Below are 24,802 nucleotides of genomic sequence, written 5' to 3'. Positions count from 1 at the left end.
TCGCCGAGTCGGCGCCAGATTCGAGCCGAGTCGGCGCCAGATTGCACTTACGAAAAGAACTTGGGGCGTAGCCCGAGCCGAGCCCGGACCGCGTCGTACCCGATCCTCAACCGACGCTCCGCGTCCTGCTGCTGACCGAAGACGTGCTGCTTGCGGAAGACGTCGATCGCCCAACCACGCTCGCGGGCCAGCCACTCGAGGCGCTCCTCGTCGTGCGGGGCGTCGGTCTCGGCGTGCCACTGCTCACCGAAGTACTCGGCTCCGAAGAGCAGATCCTCCAGACCGAGATCGATGCGGTAGACCTCGCGGCCGTCGACCATGACCGAGATCTGCGTCTGCGGTGGCGGCAGTCCAGCGGCGTGCCATCGAAGTCGGACGGCGCTCTCGCCGAACGACTCCGAGCCGCCGTCCGCGAGCGGCGCCAGGACGCGGAGCTCGACCACGCCGCGCTGCCGCCTGAACCGAGGGATCTCGGCGAGCAGGTGCTGATGGGTGAAGACGTTCAGGCTCAACATGCAGTCCATGCCGTGCAGCTTCAGGTCTGCTGTCCGTTGCAGCCGCCCGAGGTCGAGTGCCGTCCGCAGCGGTGTCGTCACGACCAGCCCGTTGATCTCCATCAGGTCCTGCGGCAAGACGGCACGTTCGCCGCTCTCGGTGAGCCCGTTGCGAAGACGGCCGCCGTCGCTCGGGCGGAAGCACGAGATCGGCGGTACGGCGAGGTGCTCGTTGGGCGCGAGCGCTCGGTCGCCAGCATGGAGCCACGACGCGGTCCTGTCGCAGATGAAGGCATCGCCGGGCAGGACCAGGCCCAACGCCCGACAGCGCACCGCGATCGTGTCCGGGGCCGTGGCCGGCAGGTAGACGCCGCGGACGGGATGGCGCAGGACGCCGTACCGGACGAGCCGGAAGAGGGCAGGCCCGTCGAGGCCCAGGTCACGGGCCATGGCGAACGTGAACGGATGACGTGGCAGGTCTGGTGTCTCCATGACACGAGACCTGCCCGGGCCTGCGGCTCACTCACCAGGGCGGCACGGCCCCTGTGGACAACGCCGGGAGGCGAGTGCAATCTGGCGCCGACTCGGCTGCAATCTGGCGCCGACTCGCGGTTACAGGAGGGTGGCGGCCTTGTCGAGGACGGTGCGGAGGATCTGCTCCATCTCGTCGAAGTGGGTCTGGTCGCAGATCAGCGGGGGAGAGAGCTGGATGACCGGGTCGCCGCGGTCGTCGGCGCGGCAGTAGAGGCCTTCGTCGTAGAGCGCCTTGGAGAGGAAGCCGCGGAGCAGCTTCTCGGACTCCTCCTCGTCGAAGGTCTCGCGGGTGTCCTTGTCCTTGACGAGCTCGATGCCGTAGAAGTAGCCGTCGCCGCGGACGTCGCCGACGATCGGCAGGTCGAGGAGCCGCTCGAGGGTGGAGCGGAAGGCGCCCTCGTGGTCGCGCACGTGCTCGAGGACGTGCTCCTTCTCGAAGATGTCGAAGTTGGCCATCGCGACGGCGGTCGAGACCGGGTGGCCGCCGAAGGTGAAGCCGTGGGCGAAGGACTCGGCGCCGTGCAGGAAGGGCTCCATCAGCCGGTCGGAGGCGATCATCGCGCCGAGCGGCGAGTAGCCCGACGTGATGCCCTTGGCGCAGGTGATGATGTCGGGCTGGTAGCCGTAGCGCTCGGCGCCGAACATGTAGCCCAGGCGACCGAAGGCGCAGATGACCTCGTCGGAGACCAGCAGCACGTCGTACTCGTCGCAGATCTCGCGGACCCGCTGGAAGTAGCCGGGCGGCGGCGGGAAGCATCCGCCGGCGTTCTGCACCGGCTCCAGGAAGACGGCCGCGACGGTGTCGGGGCCTTCGTTCTCGATCGCGACCGCGATCTGGTCGGCGGCCCAGCGACCGAAGGCCTCGGGGTCGGAGCCGTCGAGGAACCCGCCGGTGGCCTCGGAGGCCCGGTAGATGTTGGTGTTCGGGACCCGGAAGGTGGACGGGACCAGCGGCTCGAACTGCTGCTTCAGCGGCGGCAGCCCGGTGATCGACAGGGCGCCCTGGGTGGTGCCGTGGTAGGCGATCGAGCGGCTGATCACCTTGTGCTTCATCGGCTTGCCCGTGATCTTGAAGAAGTTCTTGGCGAGCTTCCACGCGGACTCGACGGCCTCGCCGCCACCGGTCGTGAAGAAGACGCGGTTGAGGTCGCCGGGCGCGTAGCCGGCGATGCGCTCGGCGAGCAGGATCGCGTTGGGGTGCGCGTAGGACCACAGCGGGTGGAAGGCGAGCTCCTTGGCCTGCGCGGCCGCCGCATCGGCGAGCTCGGTGCGCCCGTGACCCAGCTGCGACACGAACAGCCCACCCAGACCGTCGAGGTAGCGCTTGCCCTGCGCGTCGTAGATGTAGGCACCCTCACCGCGGACGATGATCGGGACGTCCGACGTGTCGTACGTCGAGTGCCGGGTGAAGTGCATCCACAGGTGATCCTTCGCGGCGCGCTGCAGGTGGTCGTAGTCGGCGGTGCTCATACCTCCATGGTGCGCGGTCGGCAGCAAGAGAAGCAAGTGAATCCGTCGCTGCGGCGTGTGTTTTGTCCGGAATCCGTTGTAGACATGGGTGCATGACTCGGTACGGCCCGCAGTTCGGACCCGACATCACCTTCCTCGGCGTCGACCGGGTCGACCTCGACGACCGCGACGCGCTGGGTGCCGCCGACGTGGTCGTGGTGGGCGCGCCCTTCGACGGCGGTACGTCGCACCGCCCCGGCACCCGCTTCGGCCCGATGGCGATCCGGCAGACCGACTACCTGCCGCACGACGGCTCCCGGCCGCACCTCGCGCTCCGGGTCGACGCGCTGCAGGACGTCCGCGTCGTCGACGCCGGCGACGTCGAGATGCCACCGGGGGAGATCGAGCGCTCATTGCACGCGCTCGAGGAGGCGGTCTACGCGGTGAGCAGCGCCGGGGCGATCCCGCTGGTCCTCGGTGGCGACCACTCGATCGCGCTGGCCGACGCCACCGGCGTCGCGCGCCACCACGGCTACGGCAAGGTCTCGATGATCCACTTCGACGCGCACGCCGACACCGGCGACATCGAGTTCGGCTCGCTCTACGGCCACGGCCAACCGATGCGCCGGCTGATCGAGTCCGGCGCCCTGCGCGGCGACCGGTTCCTGCAGATGGGGCTGCGCGGCTACTGGCCCGGCCCCGAGACGCTCGGCTGGATGGCCGAGCAGCGCATGCGGTCCTATGAGATGACCGAGATCGGCAAGCGCGGGCTGGAGTCGTGCCTCGACGAGGCCTTCGAGATCGCGCTCGACGAGTGCGACGCCGTCTTCCTCTCGGTCGACATCGACGTGTGCGACCCCGGCCACGCGCCCGGCACCGGTACGCCGGAGCCGGGCGGCCTGTCGAGCCGTCAGCTCCTCGACGCCGTACGCCGGATCTGCCTGGAGCTCCCGGTCGCCGGCATCGACGTGGTCGAGGTGTCGCCGCCGTACGACCACGCCGAGATCACCGCGTTCCTCGCCAACCGGGTGTGCCTCGAGGCGCTGTCCGGCCTGGCCGCGCGCAAGCACGGTCTCTCGCACGACCCCGCCGGCCCACTGCTGGAAGGACGCTGATGACCACCCTCTTCACCAACGGCGCGCTCTTCGACGGTCACCGCTACCTCGGCGCCGGGGAGGTGCTGGTCGGCGCGGGGCGGATCCTGGCCGTCGGTCGTGAGCTCGGGGAGGCGGACGACGTCGTCGACCTGCAGGGCGGGTTGATCAGCCCTGGATTCGTCGACGCCCACGTGCACGCGGTCCAAGGCGGGCTGGAGCGCACCCGCTGCGACCTGACCGAGGGCGAGACGCGCGAGGACTACCTCCGGATCATCAAGGAGTACGCCGACGGGCACCCCGACCGTCCCTGGATCCTGGGCGGCGGCTGGGCGATGTCGGCGTTCCCGGGCGGCACGCCGACCGCGGCCGACCTGGACGCGGTCGTGCCGGACCGGCCGGTCTTCCTGCCCAACCGCGACCACCACGGCGCCTGGGTCAACACCCGCGCGCTCGAGCTCGCCGGCGTCGACCGGCACACGCCCGACCCGCCGGACGGCCGCTTCGAGCGCGACGCCGACGGCCACCCCACCGGCACCCTGCACGAGGGCGCCATGCACGCGGTCGCGTCGCTCACCCCGCAGACCACCGACGACGAGTACTACGAAGGCCTCCTCGAGGGCCAGCGCTACCTCCACTCGTACGGCGTGACCGGGTGGCAGGACGCCATCGTCGGGGCGTACGCCGGCATGGACGACCCCGGCCCGACGTACCTGCGGGCCGCGCGCGAGGGCGACCTCTCGGCCCACGTCGTCGGCGCGCTCTGGTGGGACCGCAGCCGCGGCGAGGAGCAGATGGCCGGCCTCGTCGAGCGCCGCGACGCCTACACCCACGGGCAGTTCCGTGCCACGAGCGTCAAGATCATGCAGGACGGGGTGGCCGAGAACTTCACCGCCGCGCTCGTCGAGCCCTACCTCGACCGCTGCGGCCACGCGACCTCCAACACCGGCCACTCGTTCGTCGACCCGGTCGAGCTGCGCGAGTACGTCCGCCTGCTCGACGCCGTCGGCTTCCAGGTCCACGTGCACGCGATCGGCGACCGCGGTGCGCGCGAGGCGCTCGACGCCTTCGAGGGCACCGATCCCGAGCGGCGCCACCACATCGCCCACCTGCAGCTGGTGCACCCCGACGACGTACGCCGCTTCGCCGGGCTCGGCGTCGCGGCCAACCTGCAGATGCTCTGGGCCTGCCTCGACGAGCAGATGGTCGAGCTGACGCTGCCGTTCCTGGGCGAGGAGCGCGCGACCTGGCAGTACCCGTTCGGCGACCTGGAGCGCGCCGGCGCCCGGCTGGTCGCGGGCAGCGACTGGCCGGTCAGCACGCCGAACCCCCTGGAGGCGATCCACGTCGCCGTCAACCGGATGGAGCACGGGGCGGTCGGCAGCCGACGGTTCCTCCCCGAGCAGGCGATCGCGCTCGAGACCGCGTTCGCGGCGTACACCTCCGGCTCGGCCTGGATCAACCACCGCGACAACGCGGGCATGCTGCGCCCGGGAGCGACCGCGGACCTCGTCGTGCTGGACCGCGACCCGTTCGCCGGGTCCGCCGACGACATCGGCGGCACCGGCGTGGTGTCGACCTGGGTCGACGGGACCCGGGTCTTCGAGGGCTACCGCCAGAGGTAGAACGTCAGCAGGTTGCCGTCGAGGTCGAGCACGTGGAACTCGCGGGTGCCGTAGTCGGTGTCCTGGGCGCCCGCCCCGCTCACGCCGTGGAGCACCCCGGCGGCGTCCATCTTGGCGTACAGCTCGTCGATGCCGGTCACCTCGATCCGGCAGCTGGCGGTGCCCGCCAGGAAGGACTCGGCGCCGCTGACGACCGGCTTCGCCGCGAGGTCCGGCCGCCCCCGCCACGACGTGTCGCCGGACTCCCAGAGGTGGATCCGCGCATCGTCGCGCTGCAGCACGCTGAAGTGGCCGTCGGTGTGCAGCGTCGTGAAGCCGAGGCGGTCGACGTAGAAGGCGGTGGACGCCGGGACGTCGCGGGCGGGAAGCGCCGGGATGGTCGTACCCAATGGCATGAGGGGCTCGATTCAACGAATTCCGTCTTCAGAGGCGATCAGACCCTACAGATTCCGTTGTCCGATCACTAGGCTCGACGACATGGCCGACAAGACCTTCAGGAACGTGATCAACGGTGAGCTCGTCGACAGCGTGTCGGGGGAGACCTACGACGTCATCGACCCGACGACGGGTGAGGTGTACGCCCAGGCGCCCAAGTCGGGGGACGCAGACATCGACCGCGCGTACGCCGCCGCGGACGCGGCCTTCGAGGGCTGGGGCTACGCGACCCCCCAGGACCGCTCCAACGCGCTGCTCAGGCTCGCGTCCGCGATCGAGGACCGGGTCGAGGAGATCAACGCCGTCGAGTGCAAGGACACCGGCAAGCCGGTCCAGCTGACGATGGACGAGGAGATGCCGTACGCCTCGGACCACTTCAAGTTCTTCGCGGGTGCCGCGCGGATGCTCGAGGGCAAGTCGGCGGGTGAGTACATGGCCGACCACACCTCGTGGGTACGCCGTGAGCCGGTCGGCGTCGTCGGTCAGGTGACGCCCTGGAACTACCCGCTGCTGATGATGATCTGGAAGATCGCGCCCGCGCTCGCGGCGGGCAACACCGTCGTGCTCAAGCCCAGCGACACCACGCCCGCCAGCTCCACGCTGCTCGCGGAGATCGCCCAGGAGTTCCTCCCGCCGGGCGTGCTCAACGTCGTCTGCGGCGACCGCGACACCGGCCGGGCGCTGGTCTCGCACAAGACGCCGCAGATGGTCGCCATCACCGGCTCGGTCCGCGCCGGCATGCAGGTCGCCGAGGCGGCCTCCCACGACCTCAAGCGGGTGCACCTCGAGCTCGGCGGCAAGGCGCCGTGCATCGTCTTCGACGACGCCGACATCGCCAAGGCCGCCGAGGGCATCGCCGGTGCCGGGCTCTTCAACGCGGGCCAGGACTGCACCGCGGCCACCCGGGTGCTCGTCCAGGCCGGCATCCACGACGAGTTCGTCGCGGCGCTGGCCGAGGCCGCCAAGGGGATGCCGACCGGCATGCCCGACGACGAGTCGACGTACTACGGGCCCCTCAACAACGCCAACCAGCTCGCCCACGTCACCGGCATGGTCGACCGGCTGCCCGACCACGCCAGCATCGAGACGGGCGGCGCGCGCAAGTTCGACAAGGGCTACTTCTACGAGCCCACCGTGCTCTCCGGTCTCCAGCAGCAGGACGAGCAGATCCAGACCGAGATCTTCGGCCCGGTGATGACCGTCCAGAAGTTCACCGACGAGGCGCAGGCGCTGACGTGGGCCAACGACGTCCAGTACGCGCTCTCCTCCAGCGTCTGGACCAAGGACCACGCCCGGGCGCTGCGGATGTCGCGCAGCCTCGACTTCGGCGCCGTCTGGATCAACACCCACATCCCGTTCGTCTCCGAGATGCCGCACGGCGGCTTCAAGCACTCCGGCTACGGCAAGGACCTCTCCGGGTACGGCTTCGAGGACTACACCCGGATCAAGCACGTGATGAGCTACATCGGTGAGTGACCCGATGCGGATCCTGCTCGTCGGCGCCGGGGGCGTCGGGTCGGCCTTCGCCGCGATCGCGGCGCGCCGCGACTTCTTCGAGGCGATCGTGGTCGCCGACTACGACGAGGCGAAGGCGGTCAAGGCCGTGGCCATCGACGAGAGGTACGCCGCGGCGCGGATCGACGCCTCGTCGGCCGAGTCGGTGGCGGCGCTGTGCCGCGAGCACCGGATCACCCACGTGATGAACGCGGTCGACCCGGTCTTCAACATGTCGATCTTCGGCGGCGCGGCCGAGGCCGGCGCCGACTACCTCGACATGGCGATGTCACTGTCGAAGCCGCACCCGGAGGCGCCGTACGAGCAGACGGGCGTGAAGCTCGGGGACGAGCAGTTCGCGGTGGAGCAGGACTGGAAGGACGCCGGCCGGCTCGCGCTGGTCGGCATCGGCGTCGAGCCGGGGCTCTCCGACGTCTTCGCGCGGTACGCCGCCGACCACCTCTTCAGCGAGATCGACGAGCTCGGCACCCGCGACGGCGCCAACCTCGTCGTCACCGACGACGACGGCAACGAGATCTTCGCGCCGTCGTTCTCGATGTGGACCACGATCGAGGAGTGCCTCAACCCGCCGGTGGTGTGGGAGAAGGAGCGCGGCTGGTTCACGACGCCGCCCTTCTCCGAGCCGGAGGTCTTCGACTTCCCCGAGGGCATCGGGCCGGTCGAGTGCGTCAACGTCGAGCACGAGGAGGTGCTCCTGATGCCGCGCTGGGTGGACTGCAAGCGGGCCACCTTCAAGTACGGCCTGGGCGACGAGTTCATCAACATCCTCAAGGTGCTGCACACGCTCGGCCTGGACAGCACCGAGAAGGTCCGGGTCAAGGGCGTCGAGGTCAGCCCGCGCGACGTCGTCGCCGCCGTGCTGCCCGACCCGGCGACGGTCGGGCCGCGGATGAAGGGAAAGACCTGCGCCGGCCTGTGGGTCACGGGGACGGGCACGGACGGACAGCCCCGATCGACGTACCTCTACCACGTGGTCGACAACGAGTGGACGATGCGGGAGTACGGCCACCAGTGCGTGGTGTGGCAGACCGCGATCAACCCCGTGGTCGCCCTCGAGCTGCTGGCGCGCGGCACCTGGACCGGCGCGGGCGTGCTCGGCCCGGAGGCGTTCGACGCCGTGCCCTTCCTGGACCTGCTGACCGAGTACGGCAGCCCGTGGGGGATCAAGGAGCTCTGACGTCCCGGGGTCGGCCGGCTCGACGACCGATGTAACGCAACCGGCTGTCTCGACGCTTACCTGGGTGAGACGTCGTCGACGACCATCCAGGAGGAAGCCGCATGCGCGGTGCACGTGCATCACTTGGGGCAGCAACGGTCGTCGCTGTCGTGCTCTCCGGACTGGGGGGAGCCGGGGCCGCGGTGCCAACACCGACCGCGGCCCCGGCTGCGACCTCCGTCTCGATCCGGGTCCTGCAGCCCACCATCGCACCGGGTGGCAGGAGCACCATCGCCGGGAACCTCAAGGTCGAGGGGGCGTCGCCGGCCGGGCGGCCGCTGGTCCTCGAGGCGCAGGCGACCGGTGAGCACTACTTCAGCCGGGTGCGGACGGCGACCACGGACGCTCAGGGAGGCGTGCGCCTCCGCGTCAGGCCGGCGGCGACGACCCGCTACCGCTGGAGCTACGCGGGCGCCGACAACGCGCACGCGCGCATCAGCGGCGTCGTCGTGGTCAAGGTCCGGGCCTCACCGCCGCCGGGCCACCGCCGCGCGACCTCGCTGTCGGTGCGCGCGGCGCATCCGGTGGTGACCGCGGGCGAGAGCGGCGTCGTCGGCGGGACGCTCCTCGCGAAGAACACCCCTCTCCGCGGCAGGTACGTCGTCCTGCTCGCCCGGACGTCACCGCATGACGACTGGGAGGTGCGCCAGCGCCACCGGACCCGACGGAGCGGTCACGTCACCTTCCGGGTCTGGCCGACCACCCTGACCTACTACCGGCTCGTCTTCGCGCGCACCGCCAAGCTCGAGTCGGCCCGCAGCGGCGTCGTCCAGATCGGGATCCGCCAGTCGGTCACGATCGCGGCGACGCCGGCCCAGATCGAGCGGGGCGACACCACGACGATCACCGGGACGGTGACCCACGTCGGCAGCCCGGTCGCGGGCGTGAAGGTCGACCTGCTCGCCCGGGCCGTCGGCTCGGACAAGCCATGGTCGGTCGTCGGCACGGCCACGACCGCGACGGACGGCTCCGTGAGCATCCAGGTCTCCCCGAGGAAGAGCACCCGCTACCGGCTGCACGCGCGGCCGGCGACCGGTCTGCCCCAAGGATCGAGCCGGGTGGCGCGGGTCGACGTGCGCGCACCGGGCGCCTCGGACAACTACCGTGCTGCGAACGCCGGGACGCAGCGCGAGGACTGACGGGACCGGGTGGAACTGCTGAGGAGCTGTGCTGGACGCGACCGAGGGCCGGTCACCACGACTCGGGACGGTGACGTCCCGGGTGCACCTGCGCGCTCTCGCACCGACCGCCGGCGACGGGACCACGGACGAGCTGGAGACGGCGTTGACGGCGGCACGGAGCGGGGACGAGGCGGGGTTCGCCATGCTGTGGCGCGACCTGCACCCGCGCCTGCTCCGCTACCTGCGCGGGTGCGGCGACGAGGGGCCGGAGGACCTGGCCGCCGAGACCTGGATGCACGTCGTCCGGGGTCTGCCCACCTTCGAGGGCGGCATCCCGGAGTTCCGTGCCTGGCTGTTCACGATCGCCCGGCACCGTGCGGTCGACCAGGGCCGGGCCCGCTCGCGCGCCCCGCAGACGGTCTCGGTGGCGGATCCGGTCGCGGCCGCGGGGCTCGCGCCCACGGCGCCGAGTGCCGAGCAGGAGGCCGCCGACAACGATGCGACCGCCCAGGCCCTGCGGCTCGTGGCCACGCTGCCCTCCGCGCAGGCCGAGATGGTGCTGCTGCGGGTCGTGGCCGGCCTGGACGTCGCGGACGTCGCCCGGCTCCTCGACAAGCAGCCCGGCACGGTGCGCGTCGGCGTGCACCGGGCTCTTCGGTCCCTGTCCGCGTCCCTGTCCCCGTCGCCGGGGCACGAGCCGGAGGGCGGTGAGTGATGTCGGTCGACGAGTTCGACGAGCAGGCGCTCGAGCGCGCGCTGCAGGCACCCGGCACCATGGCCGAGCTGGCCGAGGAGGAGCGCTACCTGGCGATGTTCCGGAGTGCCCGGACCGGGGCCGGGACGGCGACGGCGGTCGGCTCCGGTCGCCGGAACGTACGGCGACTGGGGACGGGCGTCACGTTGGCCGTCGCTCTCGCGGTGGCGACCGGCGGCGTCGCCGCGGCGTACTCGAGCCACCTGCCCGACCCGGTCCAACGTGCCGTCCACTCGGTGCTCGCCCCGATCGGTGTCCCGGCGCCGGAGACCCCACGACCGGTGGCACGCAAGCCGCGTGCGCCGCAGGCGACGGCCCCCGCGGTGGTGCTCCCGAGCCCGCCCACGGTGACGAGGTCGCCGTCCAGGAAGCCGACCCGCCGACCCGTGCCGCCCCCGTCGGCCAGCCCGACAGAGCTGCCCACGGCCACCCCGACCGAGGTGCCTCCCACCGATCCGGCCGGCTCGCCGACGGGCACCCCGTCGTCCGACCCGACCCCGCAGCCGGCCTCCGTCTCCATCTCGTCCGGCGCCGGCAACAGCGTCGCACCGGGCGGCACTGCGGTGGTGAGCGGGCAGGTCCTCGACGCCGACGGAGCCCCGCTCGCCGGCATCCCGGTGACGCTCCAGCAGCGCGACGGCGGCGGCTGGCGCCGGGTGACGACGGTGTCCTCCGACGGCGACGGCTCCGTCGCGATCGCGGTCGGACCCCTGCAGCGCACCACGGACGTCCGGTTCGTGGCACAGGAGGTGCGCAGTGCGACGTGGCGCTTCGTCGTGCAGCCGACGATGACCGGCTCGAGCAGGACCACCGGTGCGACCGCGACCCTCACGGCGACGGCCAATGGCGGTCAGCCCGACGACCAGGTGCTCCTCCTGACGCGGCGCGACGGCCAGCTCGTCCAGGAAGGCAGCGCCAGGCTCGGCAGTGGCGGCAGCGTGCGGTTCGACGTACCGACCCCCGTGGCCGACCAGTGGTACGTCGTCCAGCTCCCCGCCACCGACGCCCACGGTGCGGCTCAGGTCCGGGTGAAGGTCAAGGGCGCCCCCGCCGGCTGATCCGTGTCGTCCACCTGTCCCATCGATCTCGGAGGATCCATGCGCATCCGCAACCTGGTCGGCGCCGTCATCGCGACGCTGGTCGTGTCCATGACACCAGGAGGGAGCGCCGCTGCCGCGGCACCCGAGCCGGTGCAGGTGCGGCCCGACGACCTTGCGACGGGCGCCTTGCCGGAGGTCGCCTACGTCGACACCGATCACAACCTGGTCCGACCCGGCCGGTCGACGGTCGACTACGCGCGACCGATGAGCCAACCGTTGCGCGTGCACGGCGGCTACGTCGTCGACCTCGCCCGGCGGGACCACGGCTTCCTCGTCGAGGACATCTACTTCCTCCCGGACACGGGGGAGCGGCGGCTCCTGTGGCGGAACAACATGTCGACCCAGGCCGGCCAGCGCAGGTACCTCGTCGCCCAGCTGGCGTCGGCGAACGGCCGCCTGCTCCTGCTGGACTCCGGCACGGGCTTCACGCTCGTGATGCGGGTGTCCGACGGACGCACGGTCGCGTCGCGGAAGGCGACCGATGGCCGCGCGCTCACCGGCCGCGCGCTGGCCTTCCGGGGACACCGGGTCCTGCTGGCGTCGGGTCCGCATGCGCGGGACTCGGGACCGGACGACCGGTTCGCGGGCTACCTCACCCGGTGGGACCTCGACTCCAACAAGATCTCCCAGGTCCTCCCGAAGGCGCGCGCCAAGGCCAGCGGCTTCGACGCCGTGGCCGCCCTCGACCTGAGCGCGGGGCAGGCCGTGCTCGCCACCGGGCAGCGGCAGCTGGTCCGGCCACTTCCGGGTGAGTCCGGTCCGCGTTGGCGGACCGGGCACAACGAGGTGGTCGAGTCGTGGTCGCCCGACGACCGCTACGTGCTGAGCATCGTCGCGAAGCCCTACTTCGACATCAGCGACCACGACCTCCCGGCCTTCGCCACCGTCCGCATCCGGAAGGCGCGCACCGGGGCGCTCGTCGCGGAGTACCGCGGCCTGCTGGCGGTGAAGTTCTTCGGACCCCAGTCGCCGGCGTGGGAGCCGGACTCCGCCTCGGTCCTGATGAGTGCCTTCAGCGGCATCGACGACCACATCGAGGAGAACCCGTACGGAACCGGCCACGGCTACGTGCGGTGCACGGTCACGAAGCCGTCGTGCGAGCTGGTCCTGCCCCGGTACGAGGGTGCCAAGCTTCCTTCCGAGCTGGTCTACCCGTTCGCGGGACCACGGGCCCGCTGACCGGGGGCGCCCGGCGCCCGATGAGTACGGCGGGCCCGGTGGGTCAGCACGCGCATGACTGCCACGAACCTCGCTGACCTCTACGACCTCCCGCCCCTGGACCTCGCCGCCCTCCGGGCGCGCCTGGACCAGGGCTTCGACCAGGCCCCGGGCGGTGGCGGACCGGACCGCCACACCTGCTGGCTGACGACGATCAACGCCGACGGGTCGCCGCACGTGACCGCGGTCGGCGCGCTCTGGGTGGACGGCGCGTTCTGGTTCGAGACCGGCGCCGGGACCCGCAAAGGGCGCAACGTCGTGCGCGACTCGCGGTGCGCCCTCGCGGTCGCTCTCCGGGAGTACGACGTGATCGTCGACGGCACGGTCGCCCGCGTCACCGACCCGGCGGTCGTCGCCGCCCGAGCCGCGGACTGGGCGGCTGGCGGCTGGCCGTGCGAGGTGGACGCGTCCGGTACGGCGCTCACCGCGCCGTTCAGTGCACCGTCGGCCGGCTCGCCCCCGTGGCAGGTCTACCGGATCGACGCGACCGCCGTCACGGCGCTGCAGACCGTGGAGCCGGGCGGTGCGACGCGCTGGGTCCTCTGAGGACCGCAAGCGTGTTTGATGGGGGCATGACCCGCAATCTCACCCATCCCAGGAAGGCACGGCCAGGCGACCAGGTGGCGGTGCTCTCGCCGTCGTTCGCCGCCCCCGGGGTCGCTCCCGAGGTGCACGAGCAGGCGATGGGACGGATCCGCGACGTCCTGGGGCTCGTCCCCGTCGAGTACCCGACCACCCGCCAGGTCGGCGCCTCCGCCGAGGCCCGCGCCGCCGACTTCAACGCGGCCTTCCGGGATCCCGAGATCCGGGCGGTCCTGGCCACCATCGGCGGCGAGGACCAGATCACCGTCGTACCGCACCTCGACAGCGGCGCGGTCCGCGCCGATCCCAAGCCCTACCTGGGCTACAGCGACAACACCAACATCCTGTCGTGGCTGTGGAGCCAGGGGATCGCCGGCTTCTACGGCGGATCGACCCAGGTGCAGATCGGCCCCGGCCCCCGCCTCGACCCGTGCCACGAGGAGGCGTTGCGCGCCTGCCTCTTCACGGGCGAGCGCCTCGAGATCACGGAACCAGGTGAGTCCGAGGACTTCGGGCGGAAGTGGGAGGACCCCGCCGCCCTCACGGAGTACGGCGACCGCGAGCCGACCGAGCCCTGGACCTGGGCCGGACCCGGCCGCAGCGTCACCGGCCGCACCTGGGGCGGCTGCATCGAGGTGATCCAGTGGATCCTCACGGCCGGCCGCTTCCCGACCGACCCGGCGGTGCTGGCCGGCGGCGTCCTGCTGATCGAGACCAGCGAGGACGTCATCCCGGCCCAGGAGTTCGGCTGGATCCTGCGCGCGCTCGGCGAGCGGGGCCTGCTCGAGGCCGTCGACGGGGTGCTGGTCGCCCGGCCGGCGTCGTCGAGCTTCGACCAACGGCCGGATGCTGCGGGGCGGGCCGCGCACCGCGCCGCCCAGCGGGACTCGGCCCTCGAGATCATCGGCCGCTACAACCCCGACGCGGTTGTCTGCGTCGGTGTGCCGTTCGGCCACACCCGGCCGCAGTGGATCCTGCCGTACGGCGGCGAGGTCACGATGGACGGCGAGACCCGGACCGTGTGGGCCGACTACGCGTAGACGCGGCAGCCGCTCCCCGGCCGGGATCGGTCAGAACAACGAGGGCAGAGTGACGACCGGCCACCGCACCGTGGCCAGCGCCGATCGCACGGCCTCGGCACGCGTCTGCGCCGGAGGTCGTACGACGACCGTGGCTGGTGCCGCGCCCGGGACCCGGACCCGGACCTCCTGCACCTCGTCGCGCGGCGTCCCGACCGGCACCGTGAAGACCAGCACGGCCTCCTGGGACCCGGCGGGGACCACCGTCTCCACCCGTCCCAGGGAGCTGTGGCCGACCACCTCGACGTCATGGTCGGTCGTCCGGTCGAGCCGGACCGGCACGTCCACCTGGGTCGGCAGCAGAGGGGAGGCGTCGACCTCGGCGTCACCGAGGCTGACCACCGGGGCCGGGTCGTCGTCGACCACGTGCAGCCGGACCGGCGCCGACGGCTGGATCCCGGTGCCGCCGGAGACGCCGACGCTCGAGCGCGCCGCGTGCAGGTCGGCGTCGTCCTGGGGCAGGCGCAGCGAGACCCGCGCGGACGTCTCTCCGACGCGGAACCGGACCACGTCCGTCGACAGCCGTCCCTCGGCCGTCAGCCGGACCGTCGTCGGTCGCGAGGTCGGCCGGTCCAGCCGGACGGTCAGGCCCACCCGGCCGCCCTCGGCCACCCGCCGCTCGTCCGGGCGGACCGACGCCACCGGCACCGGTGGCGTCGGCTGTCCGGCCGCGTCGAGGCCGGCGAAGCAGAAGCCGCGCCGGCGCAGGGTGCGGATCTCCGTGGACATCGCGCGCAGGGTCGCGGGGGAGTTGGTCACGCCGTCGTGCTGGAGCACGACGTTGGTGCGGTGGCGGCGTACGGCGCCGAGCACCCGCGTCTCGATCAGTGGCGTGCTCGCGCCGGCCCAGTCGCGCGGGTCGATCGTCCACAGCACGGGCGTGTAGCCGATTCCGACCAGCACCCGTCGGACCTGGTCGTCCATCGCGCCGTACGGCGGCCGAGCGAACGAGGTCGGCGCGATCCCGGCCCGCAGGAGGGCTTGGTGGGTGGCCCGGATCGAGGTCCGGATCTGCTTCGGCGTCCGCGTGGTGAGGTCCTCGTGCGCCCAGGTGTGGTTGCCGATCGCGAAGCCGGCCCGGGCGACCATGCGCGCGACCTCGGGATGCGCGTCGACGTGCTGGCCGATCATGAAGAACGTCGCCGGCACCCGCTCGCGCTGCAGCAGCCGGACCAGCCGCGGGGTGACCGTGACCGACGGGCCGTCGTCGAAGGTCAGCGCGACGAGCCCGCGCGAGCACGGGACCACGCGCTCGCGATGACGGGGTGCGGCGTCAGCCTGCGGCACGGCGGCGAGCGGCAGCACGGCAGCCAGCAGCGCTCCGACGACCAGCACCCGACGCATCTGCACCCCACCTTCCGAGACTGTGACGCCCGGATCGGCCCCCAGGTTGTCAGGTCGGTAAAAGCAGGCGACGACTGTCCGTACCGCGCCGTACCGTCGACCCCGATGTCCACCACTCTCGGCCCCGACCGGACGGTCACGTCCGCACGCCTCGACCCACCGGCACCGTCCCGCACCGTCGACTGGCGTCGGCTGCGTACGCCGGTGGCCGTCTGCGCGCTGGTCGCCTGCGCGGTCGCCGCGATCGGCACCTCGCTCGGGTCGCTCGTCGCCGGCCGGCTCGCCGACAACGCGACCGACCGTCTGGTCGGCGTGCTCGCGATCTGCGTGATCGGCGCCGCGCTGCTCGACACCGTCGCGCGCACCCTGTGGGCCGGCACGGTCGACCGGGCGGAGGGCCGACTGCGCGCAGACCTGCTCGACGCCGCCATGCACCAGCCGCTCTCGGCGCTGACCGAGCAGGCCGTGGGGGAGGTGCTCGACCGGATCGACGACGACACCCACGAGGTCGGCACGCTGCTGCGGCAGAGCGGCTGGATGGCGATCCGCACCGTGTTCGCCTCCGGGCCGCTGTGGATCGTCGCCGGCGTGACCTGGTGGCCGGCGTTCTTCCTCTTCCCGGTGACCGGGCTGGCGGCCCTGACGGTCGTCCGCCCGCTGCTGCCGGAGATCTCCACGCGCAAGGTCGTCGAGGAGGCGGCGTGGACCGACCACGCGGCCGCCCTGGAGGAGGGCGTCGCCGGGCGCGACGACCTGCGTGCCAGCCTCGGGCAGGCGCACGTGCTGCGTCGGTGCACCGAGCTCGCGGCCCGGGTGCACGCGCTGTTCGACGCGGTCCTCCAGGTGGAGGCCCGGGTCACGCGCCGGGCCGGGTCGATGCTGCACGCGGTGCTCGCCGGCACCGCCCTGGTCGGGGTCACCCTGGTGGTCAACGACCACCTCGGCACCGCGTCCCTGGTCACGCTCTTCCTGGTCACCACGATGTTCGTCGGCCAGGTCGACCAGCTCGCGCGGCACCTCCCCGACCTGCAGGAGGGCTTCGGCGCGGTGATCCGGCTCCGCGGCGTGCTCGGCTCCGAGCGCGAGCCCAGCGACGGTGCCCCGGTCCCGGACGGCCCGCTCGACGTACGGTTCTCCGACCTGCACTTCGCGTACGCCGAGGGCCGGTTCGCGCTCCAGCACGTCGACCTGCACGTCCCCGCCGGCTCGACGCTCGCGCTGGTCGGTCGCACCGGGTCCGGCAAGTCGACGCTGGCCTCGCTGCTCTCGAGGGCCGTCGAGCCCGAACCCGGCTCCGTCTTCCTGGGCGGCGTCGACGTGCTCGACCTCGGGCTCCAGTCGCTGCGCTCGACCGTCGGCGTGGTCACCCAGCGCACGGAGGTCCTGGCCGGGACGCTCGCCGAGAACATCGCGCTCTTCGAGGACGTCCCGCGCGCCCGGATCGAGGAGGCGGTCGCCGAGCTCGGCCTCGACGGCTGGGTCGCAGGTCTCTCCGCCGGCCTCGACACGCTGCTCGGTCCGGGCGGCACCACGCTGTCAGCGGGCGAGGAGCAGCTGGTGGCGTTCGCCCGGCTGCTGGTGCGCGACGTCAGCGTCGTCGTGCTCGACGAGGCGACCGCTCGCATGGACCCGGTCACCGAGGCCAACGTCGTACGCGCCGCCGAGCGCCTGCTCTCGGGTCGCACCGGCCTCCTCGTCGCGCACCGGCTCTCGACCACCGAACGCGCCGAGCAGGTCGCGGTGCTCGACAACGGGCGGGTCGTCCAGCGGGGTCCGCGCGCCCGGCTGGCGGTCGAGCAGGGGCCGTTCCGGTCGCTGCTGACCGCCTCGGCGGAGGAGGACCGCGGCGCCGTCGTCGAGGGCGGGTCGACCCAGGTCGGCACCGCCCGCCGGGTCGGTACGCCGCCCGCGGCGCCGGTCCTCGAGCCGGTCCCCGGGCTGGCCCGCGCCACGTGGTCGGCGCTCGTGGTCGAGCCCCAGTGGGGCGTGCTGAGCATCGCGATCTTCCTGGCGTCTGCGTTGTGCGGTGCCTTCGGCGCCGTGACTGGCTGGATCTGGGGCCACCTGATCGTCGCCCTGCAGCGCGGGGACACCCCCACCATGCTGACCGCTGCGGTCGTCCTGTCCCTGCTCGCCTCGCCGCTGCTGCTGGCCGAGGCGATCCGGCTCTATCCCCGCTGGTGGATCGCCGTGATGCTGCGGGTCCGCACCTCCGTGCTCGCCGGCCAGACCGAGCAGCACCGGCTCCGGCGCACCCCGCCCGGCGAGGTGGTCGCCCGCACCATGGACGCCGACCGGCTCGCCCGGTACGCCGACCGGTGGGTCGACTTCTGCAACGGCCTCGTGATCGCCGCGCTGACCGCGATCCTGGCGCAGAGCCTGCTGGCCGGCGGGGTCCTGCTCGCCGTCATGGTCGCCTCGTCGCTCGCGTCGACGCTGGGACGACGGGTCGCCGGTCGCTCCGCGGCGGCATCGGCCGCGGCCCGGGCCCGGTTCGGCCGCTCGCTGGTCTCCGCCCTCGACTCGATCCGCACCGTGAAGCTCGCGGCGTCCACCCCGAGCGTGCACGGCCACCTCCGTGAGGTCGACGGCGGCCGCGTCGACGCGGCCGTCCGGGAGCACCGGGTGCAGGCGCTGCTCGACGGCGTACCCATCGTGATGGTGCAGTGCGGAGTGGTGGCGGCGTGGGGCATCCTCGCCGCCGGCGGCTGGGGACTCGCGACGGCGCTGCTGGTGGCCGGTGCCGTCAACGGCTTCGACTGGTTCGGACGGGTGGCGGGCGCCGTCATCACCGAGGCCCCGGGCACGCGGGCCTGGATGCAGACCACCAGCCGGCTGGCCGGCGGTGGTGACCTGATGCACCTCCCCGAGGGAGTCGACCTGGTGCGCGGGGTCGCGCCGGCACCGGCCCCTGGTCCGCGGGACCCGCTGCGCACCCTCGAGCTGCGCGGCGTCTCCGCCGTCCACGACGACGGGACGATCGGCGTCAGCGACGTGGACCTCACGGTGGGCGCGCAGGAGCTGGTGCTGCTGCTCGGCCAGGTCGGGTCCGGCAAGTCCAGCCTGCTCTCGGCCCTCGCCGGGCTGGTGTCCTCGACCGGGGAGATCCGGTGGAACGGCGAGGCGGCGACCGATCCGGAGACGTTCCTGCGACCGGGCCGGGTCGCGCACGTCGCCCAGGTGCCGCGGGTGCTGTCGGGCACGTTCACCGACAACGTCCGGCTCGACCACCTCGACCGAGTGGTCCTGCCGGCGATCGAGAGCGCGCGCCTGCTGCCCGACGTCGAGAGCGCCGGAGGCCCCGACTCGCTGGTCGGCCACCGCGGCGTCCGGCTCTCGGGCGGTCAGGTCCAGCGCCTGGCCCTGGCCCGCGGCCTCGCCTGCGACGCCGAGCTCCTGCTGGCCGACGACGTCTCATCCGCTCTGGACGCCGCCACCGAGATCGAGCTCTGGTCCGCGCTCCGCGACCGGGGTGCGACCGTCATCGGTGCGACCAGCAAGCGCGCCGCCCTCGCCCAGGCGGACCGCGTGGTCGTCCTCGTCGAGGGACGGATCGCCGCCGTCGGCCCGTGGACGGAGCTCAGTGCGGCCTGGGGGCACCTCGCCGGCTGACCGGTGCCCGTCGCCGATCGATCAGGCGCAGTCGTTGCAGACGTCGACGCCCGGGGCGGACCTGCGGGTCTCGTGCTGGACCAGGAAGCACACGGTGCAGGTGAACTCGCCGGCCTGCATCGGGGTCACCTCGATCGAGAGGGTCTCGTGGGAGAGGTCCGCGCCGGGCAGCTCATAGGTGTCGGCCAGCTCGGCCTCGTCCTCGTCGACCTTGCCCGAGGTCTTGTCCTGCTCGCCCGAGGTGAGTCGGCGGGCCTCCAGGCTCTCTTCCTTCTGCTCGTCTTCGCTCTTGCGTGATGCGTCGTAGTCAGTAGCCATATGAGGTCCTCTCGGGGCGGAGCGCGAATGCTAGCGCCGACGGGCCCAACCGCTCGCATCGGTCGCCCGATCTCACCTGTCGCGGTGGTTCTCCTCACCCGAGGGTGGTCCTGCGTCAGACGTCGCCGCTCGCGTCGTACACCCACGAGGTGTCGGCGGTGGCGAGCCCCTCGACCCAGGCGGCGGGTGCGCTGTTCATGATCGCGCCGTAGTCCCAGTAGTCCTTCCAGAGGCAGACCTTGCCGTCGCGCACCCGGTGCACGGTCGCGAAGGCGAGCGTGAAGACCTCGCCCGAGGCGAAGGTCCACGTCTCGGAGTGCTCGTACATCACGTCGTCGCCGTCGGCGACGAGCAGGCCGTCGTGGTTCTCGTACGCCGCGAGCCCGCCCCAGCCGACCTGCAGCCGCTTGGCGATGTCGGCAGGCCCGCGGGCCGCGAGCGTCGGGCCGACCGGCATGTCGAGGTAGATGCAGTCGTCGGTGACCCACTCGGCGATGCCGTCGTAGTCGCGCGCGGACAGCGTCCGCCAGAGGCCGAGCACGGCCTCTTTGGGGGTGCGGGTCACGCGATCGCTTCGCTGCGCGCCGCGACGACCTCGACCACCGGGGCGACGGGGGCGCCGGGCCGCTCGGCACGCAGGAACTGTCCGGTCCGCTCGGTGCCGAGCAGCGCGTTCGGCTCCCCGTCGGTGACGACGCGGCGGCCGCTGACGAACACGGCCGGGACGGCGGCGTCGTTGCGGTTGACCATCCGGGAGAGGCCGCCGTACTGCTCGACGGGGCTCTCGGCGTACGCCTCCAGGGTGTCGTCGAGACGGTCCGGGTCGATGACGACGAGGTCGGCGCGGTCGCCCTGGCGCAGGGTGCCGGCGTCGATCCGGTACCACTCGCCGAGCTCGCCGGTCAGCCGGTGCACCGCCTGCTCGGTCGTCATGAACGGCTTGCCGGCGCGCTCGGCGTCGCGGACGTGCTTGAGCAGCCGCAGCCCGAAGTTGTAGAAGGCCATGTTGCGCAGGTGCGCACCGGCGTCGGAGAAGCCGACCTGGATGCCGGGGTCGGCCGCCAGCTTCTTGAGCACGGCGGGCCGGTGGTTGCTGATCGTCGTCCGCCAGCGGATGTCGGTCCCGTGCTCGAGCACCAGGTCGAGGAACGCGTCGACCGGGTGCTTGCCGCCGCGCTCGACGCCGACCTGGCCGAACGACTTGCCGACGACGGACTCGTCGGGGCAGGCCACGATCTCGGCGTCGAAGAAGTCGCGGTGCCAGACCCGCGGGCCGAACTTGCTCTCGTAGTCCTTGCGGAACTTCTCGCGGTACGCCGGGTCCGCCATCAGCTCGTCGCGGGCGATCTTCTCCTGGATGTGCAGCGCCATCGCGCCGGATCCGAACTCCTCGAAGATGACCAGGTCGATGCCGTCGGCGTACACCTCGAAGGGCACCGGCAGGTGCTGCCACCGGAAGTCGGCGCCGGCCCAGTTGGCGACCCAGGCGAGCGGCCGCATCAGGTGGATCACGAACGGGATCGCCTTGATGTCGGCGGCCGAGAGCAGGCTGGTGCGCAGCGGGTTGCGGCCGAAGAGGCCGATCGAGCCGAGGGCCTGGGTGACGATCGTGTGCGGGTGGCTCGCGTCGGGTCCCGCCTGCAGCGCGCGGCGCCGGCGACGGAGGATGCCGCGGAGCCCGCGCATCTCCTTGCCCTTGGCGTACGTCGAGGGCAGGGTGCGCGAGCGGCACAGCTCGCCGTCGACCTTGTCGAAGAGCAGCTGCTGGGCGGACATGCCGACGAAGCCCGCGTCCAGCGCCTCGTCGAGCATGGACTCCATGCGCGCCTGCTCGCGACGCGTCGGTCGGACCGCCTTGCGGGTGGCGCGGTCCAGTCCCATCGTCGCCGCGCGCATGTCGGAGTGACCGATGAACGCCGCCAGGTTGGGTCCGAGGGGCAGGGACTCGAGGGCGTCGACGTACTCGTCCGCGCTCCTCCAGGTCTTGTGCTGGTCGACGGCGCGGATCACGTGCTTGCGCGGGATCGCCTCGACCCGGCCGAAGAGGTCGCCGGCGTCGACGCCGCCGACGTGGATGGTCGACAGCGAGCACGACCCGAGCAGCAGCGTGGTCACGCCGTGCCGCACCGACTCGGGCAGGCCCGGGCCGTCGAGCACCTCGATGTCGTAGTGCGTGTGGATGTCGACGAAGCCCGGGACGACCCACTTGCCCTGCGCGTCCACGACCTCGGCGCACCCGGTCTCGTCGAGCTCGTCGGAGGTGACGACCTCGACGCGGCCGTCCCGTACGCCGAGGTTGCGGACGGCGCCGGCCGCACCGGTGCCGTCGAACCAAAGGCCGTTCTTGATGATCGCGTCGTACGTCATACAGGGCATGGAACCGGTTCTAGTTGACGCGTGTCAACGGAATGCCGTGATCGGTGTCACTTCGAGTCGAAGTAGTGCTTCGCCATGTCCTCGAGCAGACCGATCTCCGTCGGCTCCCACCCGAACCGCTCGCGGGTGATCGCGCTGGAGGCGGGCAGGTCGGCCGACAGGAAGCCGCCCAGGAAGCCGAAGTGCTCCATGGCCGCCTCCGGTGCGACCGACTCCACCGGTACGCCGAGCCGCTCACCGATCAGCTCGGCGACCTCGCGCAGCGGCACGCCCTCCTCGGCGACGGCGTGCAGGGAGGTCCCGGCCGGCACCTCCTCGATCGCCAGCCGGAAGAGCCGGGCGGCGTCGAGCCGGTGGACGGCCGGCCAGCGCTGCGAGCCGTCGCCGACGTACGCCGAGACGCCCTTGTCGCGCGCGATCGCGACCGTGGTGGGGATGAAGCCGTTGTCCCCGGCGTCGTGGACGGTCGGGGTGAGGCGGACGACCGAGGAGCGCACGCCCCGCTCGGCCAGCGCGAGGGTCAGGGTCGCGTTGGCGGCCCGGCCGCCGGCGTGCTCGGACTCCCCGGCCGGGGTCTCCTCGGTGGCCAGCCGCCCGGGGGAGAGCAGGGCGGTGCCCGACGCGATCGTGAGCGCCTTGTCGGTGCCGGCGAGCACGTTGCCGAACGCCTCGATGGCGGCCCGGTCGGACGCGGTGGCGCCCTCGAAGTCGCCGGTGAACGCGATGTCGTGGCGGAAGGCGAGGTGGACGACGGCGTCGGCGTCGGCCGTGGCGGCGCGCAGCACGTCGAGGTCGTCGACGGAGCCGCGCACGACCTCGGCGCCGAGGCCGGCGACGGTCGCGGCGGCCTCGTCGGAGCGGGCCAGACCGACGACGGTGTGGCCGGCGGACAGGAGCTCGGGGACGACGGCGGAGCCGATGAAGCCGGACGCGCCGGTGACGAAGACACGCATGGGATACCTCCAGGAAGAGTTGATGTCAGGAACTGACATCACCGTAGCACGGTCATGTCAGAGACTGTCATCACGTAGGATCACCCCATGGGTCGCTGGGAGCCGGACGCGCGTGGACGCCTGGAGATGGCAGCGCTCGAGCTGTACGCCGAGCACGGCTACGACCAAACGACCGTCGCGGCCATCGCCGAGCGGGCCGGCCTGAGCGAGCGGACGTTCTTCCGGCACTTCTCCGACAAGCGTGAGGTGCTCTTCAGCCGCGGGACGGTCCTCGAGGACCTGCTGACCGCGTCGGTCGCCGACGCCCCCGCCGAGGCGACGCCGTACGACGTCGTGGCGGCGGCGCTCGAGGCGACCGCCACCCTGCTGGAGGGGCGTCGTGAGATCGCGCCCCGGCGTCAGGCCGTGATCGACGCCCACCCCGAGCTGCGGGAGCGCGAGCTCGGGAAGATGACCGCGTGGGCGGCCGCGCTCACGTCGGCGCTGGGTGAGCGGGGGGTCGAGCCGCGGCTCGCCGGCCTGGTCGCCCAGACCGGCATCGCGGTCTTCCGGGTCTCCTTCGAGACCTGGGCTCGCGGCGGCGCGACCGAGGACCTCGCCGAGATCCTCCGCGACTCCTTCGCCGAGCTCAGGAACGCCACGGTCACATCGTCGCCGTGAACGCCTCCGCGACCACGTCGAAGGCCTCGCCGAGGAGCGCGTCGCCGATCGACAGCGGCGGGAGGAACCGGAAGACGTTGCCCCAGGTGCCGCAGGTCAGCACGACGACGCCGTTCTGGTGGCAGTAGGCCGCGACCGCGGCCGTCCGCACCGGGTCCGGCTCGGTGGTCCCGGGCGTGCAGAGCTCGATCGCCATCATCGCGCCGCGGCCGCGGATGTCGGCGATGACGTCGTGCACGGCCGCCAGCTCGCCGAGCCGGGCGGCCATGATCGCGCCGATCTCACGGGCGCGGGCGTCGAGCGCGCCGCCGCGCATCTCCTCCAGCGCGCCGAGGGCGGCAGCGCAGGCGACCGGGTTGCCGCCGTACGTGCCCCCGAGACCGCCGACGTGCACGCTGTCCATCAGGTCGGCCCGGCCGGTGACCGCCGCGAGGGGCAGGCCGCCGGCGATGCCCTTGGCGGTGGTGACCAGGTCGGGCACGACGCCCTCGTCGTCGGAGGCGAACCAGTCGCCGGTGCGGCAGAAGCCGGTCTGGATCTCGTCGGCGATGAAGACGACGCCGTTGTCGGCCGCCCAGGCCGCGAGCGCGGGCAGGAAGCCGGTCGCCGGGACGATGAAGCCGCCCTCGCCCTGGATCGGCTCGATCACGATGCAGGCGAGGTTGGCGGCGCCGACCTGCTTGTCGATCACGTCGATCGCGCGGGCGGCCGCCTGTTCGCCCGTGAGACCGTCGCGCAGCGGGTAGGACATCGGCGCGCGGTAGACCTCGCCGGCGAAGGGCCCGAAGCCGTTCTTGTACGGCATGTTCTTCGCGGTCATCGCCATCGTCAGGTTGGTGCGGCCGTGGTAGGCGTGGTCGAAGACCGCGACCGCATCGCGTCCGGTCGCGACGCGCGCGATCTTGACGGCGTTCTCGACGGCCTCGGCGCCGGAGTTGAAGAGGGCCGACTTCTTGGCGTGGTCGCCCGGGGTGAGCTCGGCCAGCGCCTCGCAGACGTCCACGTAGCCGTCGTACGGCGTGACCATGAAGCAGGTGTGCGTGAACGCGGCGACCTGCGCCTGGACGTTGCGGACCACCGCCGGTGCCGCGTTGCCCACGGTGGTCACGGCGATGCCCGAGCCGAGGTCGATCAGCTGGTTGCCGTCGACGTCGACGAGGATCCCGCCACCGGCCTCCGTGATGAAGACCGGCAGCGTGGTGCCGACCCCGTCGGCGACGTACGCCTTCTTGCGGTCGAGGCGCTCCAGCGAGGCGGGGCCGGGGATCTGGGTGACGAGGCGACGCTCCTGCTCGATGCTCATGTGGGGAGCCTAATGCTGGA

The 24,802-nt window shown here is 72.3% G+C and carries 21 protein-coding genes; 12 read left to right on the top strand and 9 right to left on the bottom strand.

What is annotated here, in order from left to right; genetic code table 11:
* Positions 1–47: 47 nt before the first annotated feature.
* A complete protein-coding gene (locus ABEA34_RS00410; protein ID WP_345518107.1) occupies positions 48–944 on the bottom strand; it encodes a hypothetical protein in 897 nt (298 codons plus the stop codon).
* A gap of 162 nt (positions 945–1,106) precedes the next feature.
* The gene (locus ABEA34_RS00405) at positions 1,107–2,498 is read right to left on the bottom strand and encodes an aspartate aminotransferase family protein (protein ID WP_345518105.1); all 1,392 of its coding nucleotides are present in this window, start codon (positions 2,496–2,498) and stop codon (positions 1,107–1,109) included.
* 92 nt (positions 2,499–2,590) lie between these two features.
* On the opposite strand from ABEA34_RS00405, the gene speB reads away from it, so the two are divergent.
* Positions 2,591–3,592, top strand: coding sequence for an agmatinase (speB, locus tag ABEA34_RS00400; RefSeq protein WP_345518103.1), 1,002 nt, complete (start codon positions 2,591–2,593; stop codon positions 3,590–3,592).
* Entirely contained in the window at positions 3,592–5,196 is a 1,605-nt protein-coding gene (locus ABEA34_RS00395; RefSeq protein ID WP_345518101.1) for an amidohydrolase, read from the top strand. The genes speB and ABEA34_RS00395 overlap by 1 nt, the downstream gene beginning before the upstream one ends.
* Here ABEA34_RS00395 and ABEA34_RS00390 read toward each other — a convergent pair.
* Positions 5,181–5,591, bottom strand: a complete 411-nt coding sequence (locus ABEA34_RS00390; RefSeq protein WP_345518099.1) for a bleomycin resistance protein — start codon at positions 5,589–5,591, stop codon at positions 5,181–5,183. The genes ABEA34_RS00395 and ABEA34_RS00390 overlap by 16 nt on opposite strands.
* A gap of 82 nt (positions 5,592–5,673) precedes the next feature.
* On the opposite strand from ABEA34_RS00390, the gene ABEA34_RS00385 reads away from it, so the two are divergent.
* The 8 genes from ABEA34_RS00385 to ABEA34_RS00350 all read left to right on the top strand — a co-directional run bounded on the left by ABEA34_RS00385 (position 5,674) and on the right by ABEA34_RS00350 (position 14,177).
* A complete protein-coding gene (locus tag ABEA34_RS00385) occupies positions 5,674–7,107 on the top strand; it encodes a gamma-aminobutyraldehyde dehydrogenase (protein ID WP_345518097.1) in 1,434 nt (477 codons plus the stop codon).
* On the top strand, positions 7,100–8,323 hold the full coding sequence (locus ABEA34_RS00380; protein WP_345518094.1) for a saccharopine dehydrogenase family protein: 1,224 nt from the start codon (positions 7,100–7,102) through the stop codon (positions 8,321–8,323). The genes ABEA34_RS00385 and ABEA34_RS00380 overlap by 8 nt, the downstream gene beginning before the upstream one ends.
* A gap of 101 nt (positions 8,324–8,424) precedes the next feature.
* Positions 8,425–9,501, top strand: coding sequence for a hypothetical protein (locus ABEA34_RS00375; protein WP_345518092.1), 1,077 nt, complete (start codon positions 8,425–8,427; stop codon positions 9,499–9,501).
* A 28-nt stretch (positions 9,502–9,529) separates the two neighbouring features.
* Complete coding sequence (locus tag ABEA34_RS00370) at positions 9,530–10,198, top strand: RNA polymerase sigma factor (RefSeq protein ID WP_345518090.1); 669 nt, start codon at positions 9,530–9,532, stop codon at positions 10,196–10,198.
* Positions 10,198–11,295 (top strand): carboxypeptidase-like regulatory domain-containing protein, encoded by a 1,098-nt coding sequence (locus ABEA34_RS00365; RefSeq protein WP_345518088.1) that lies wholly within the window; start codon positions 10,198–10,200, stop codon positions 11,293–11,295. Before ABEA34_RS00370 ends, ABEA34_RS00365 begins: the two co-directional genes overlap by 1 nt.
* 39 nt (positions 11,296–11,334) lie before the next feature.
* Positions 11,335–12,516, top strand: coding sequence for a WD40 repeat domain-containing protein (locus ABEA34_RS00360; RefSeq protein WP_345518086.1), 1,182 nt, complete (start codon positions 11,335–11,337; stop codon positions 12,514–12,516).
* 54 nt (positions 12,517–12,570) lie between these two features.
* Positions 12,571–13,101, top strand: coding sequence for a pyridoxamine 5'-phosphate oxidase family protein (locus ABEA34_RS00355; protein ID WP_345518084.1), 531 nt, complete (start codon positions 12,571–12,573; stop codon positions 13,099–13,101).
* Between the two features lie 26 nt (positions 13,102–13,127).
* Positions 13,128–14,177: a S66 family peptidase gene (locus ABEA34_RS00350; RefSeq protein ID WP_345518082.1), complete on the top strand. Its 1,050-nt coding sequence runs from the start codon at positions 13,128–13,130 to the stop codon at positions 14,175–14,177.
* Positions 14,178–14,207: 30 nt separating this feature from the next.
* Here the strand turns inward: ABEA34_RS00350 and ABEA34_RS00345 are convergent, their stop codons facing one another.
* Complete coding sequence (locus tag ABEA34_RS00345) at positions 14,208–15,560, bottom strand: polysaccharide deacetylase family protein (RefSeq protein ID WP_345518081.1); 1,353 nt, start codon at positions 15,558–15,560, stop codon at positions 14,208–14,210.
* A gap of 105 nt (positions 15,561–15,665) precedes the next feature.
* Here ABEA34_RS00345 and ABEA34_RS00340 point away from each other — a divergent pair, with 105 nt between their 5' ends.
* Positions 15,666–19,172: an ATP-binding cassette domain-containing protein gene (locus tag ABEA34_RS00340; RefSeq protein ID WP_345518079.1), complete on the top strand. Its 3,507-nt coding sequence runs from the start codon at positions 15,666–15,668 to the stop codon at positions 19,170–19,172.
* A gap of 21 nt (positions 19,173–19,193) precedes the next feature.
* On the opposite strand, the gene ABEA34_RS00335 is transcribed toward ABEA34_RS00340, so the two are convergent.
* The 4 genes from ABEA34_RS00335 to ABEA34_RS00320 all read right to left on the bottom strand — a co-directional run bounded on the left by ABEA34_RS00335 (position 19,194) and on the right by ABEA34_RS00320 (position 22,819).
* A complete protein-coding gene (locus ABEA34_RS00335) occupies positions 19,194–19,490 on the bottom strand; it encodes a DUF4193 domain-containing protein (protein ID WP_345518078.1) in 297 nt (98 codons plus the stop codon).
* 115 nt (positions 19,491–19,605) lie between these two features.
* Positions 19,606–20,055, bottom strand: coding sequence for a nuclear transport factor 2 family protein (locus tag ABEA34_RS00330; RefSeq protein ID WP_345518076.1), 450 nt, complete (start codon positions 20,053–20,055; stop codon positions 19,606–19,608).
* On the bottom strand, positions 20,052–21,866 hold the full coding sequence (locus ABEA34_RS00325) for an N-acyl-D-amino-acid deacylase family protein (RefSeq protein WP_345518074.1): 1,815 nt from the start codon (positions 21,864–21,866) through the stop codon (positions 20,052–20,054). Before ABEA34_RS00325 ends, ABEA34_RS00330 begins: the two co-directional genes overlap by 4 nt.
* Before the next feature lie 47 nt (positions 21,867–21,913).
* Positions 21,914–22,819, bottom strand: a complete 906-nt coding sequence (locus ABEA34_RS00320) for an SDR family oxidoreductase (protein WP_345518072.1) — start codon at positions 22,817–22,819, stop codon at positions 21,914–21,916.
* Positions 22,820–22,906: 87 nt separating this feature from the next.
* Here ABEA34_RS00320 and ABEA34_RS00315 point away from each other — a divergent pair, with 87 nt between their 5' ends.
* Positions 22,907–23,479 (top strand): TetR/AcrR family transcriptional regulator, encoded by a 573-nt coding sequence (locus ABEA34_RS00315; RefSeq protein WP_345518070.1) that lies wholly within the window; start codon positions 22,907–22,909, stop codon positions 23,477–23,479.
* Here ABEA34_RS00315 and gabT read toward each other — a convergent pair.
* Complete coding sequence (gabT, locus tag ABEA34_RS00310; RefSeq protein WP_345518068.1) at positions 23,463–24,782, bottom strand: 4-aminobutyrate--2-oxoglutarate transaminase; 1,320 nt, start codon at positions 24,780–24,782, stop codon at positions 23,463–23,465. The genes ABEA34_RS00315 and gabT overlap by 17 nt on opposite strands.
* Positions 24,783–24,802 lie beyond the last annotated feature (20 nt).

Source organism: Nocardioides conyzicola (assembly GCF_039543825.1).
GTDB classification, from domain to species: Bacteria; Actinomycetota; Actinomycetes; order Propionibacteriales; family Nocardioidaceae; genus Nocardioides; species Nocardioides conyzicola.
Note: the sequence above shows the minus strand (reverse complement) of the source record. Positions and strands in the feature narration are given on the sequence as shown.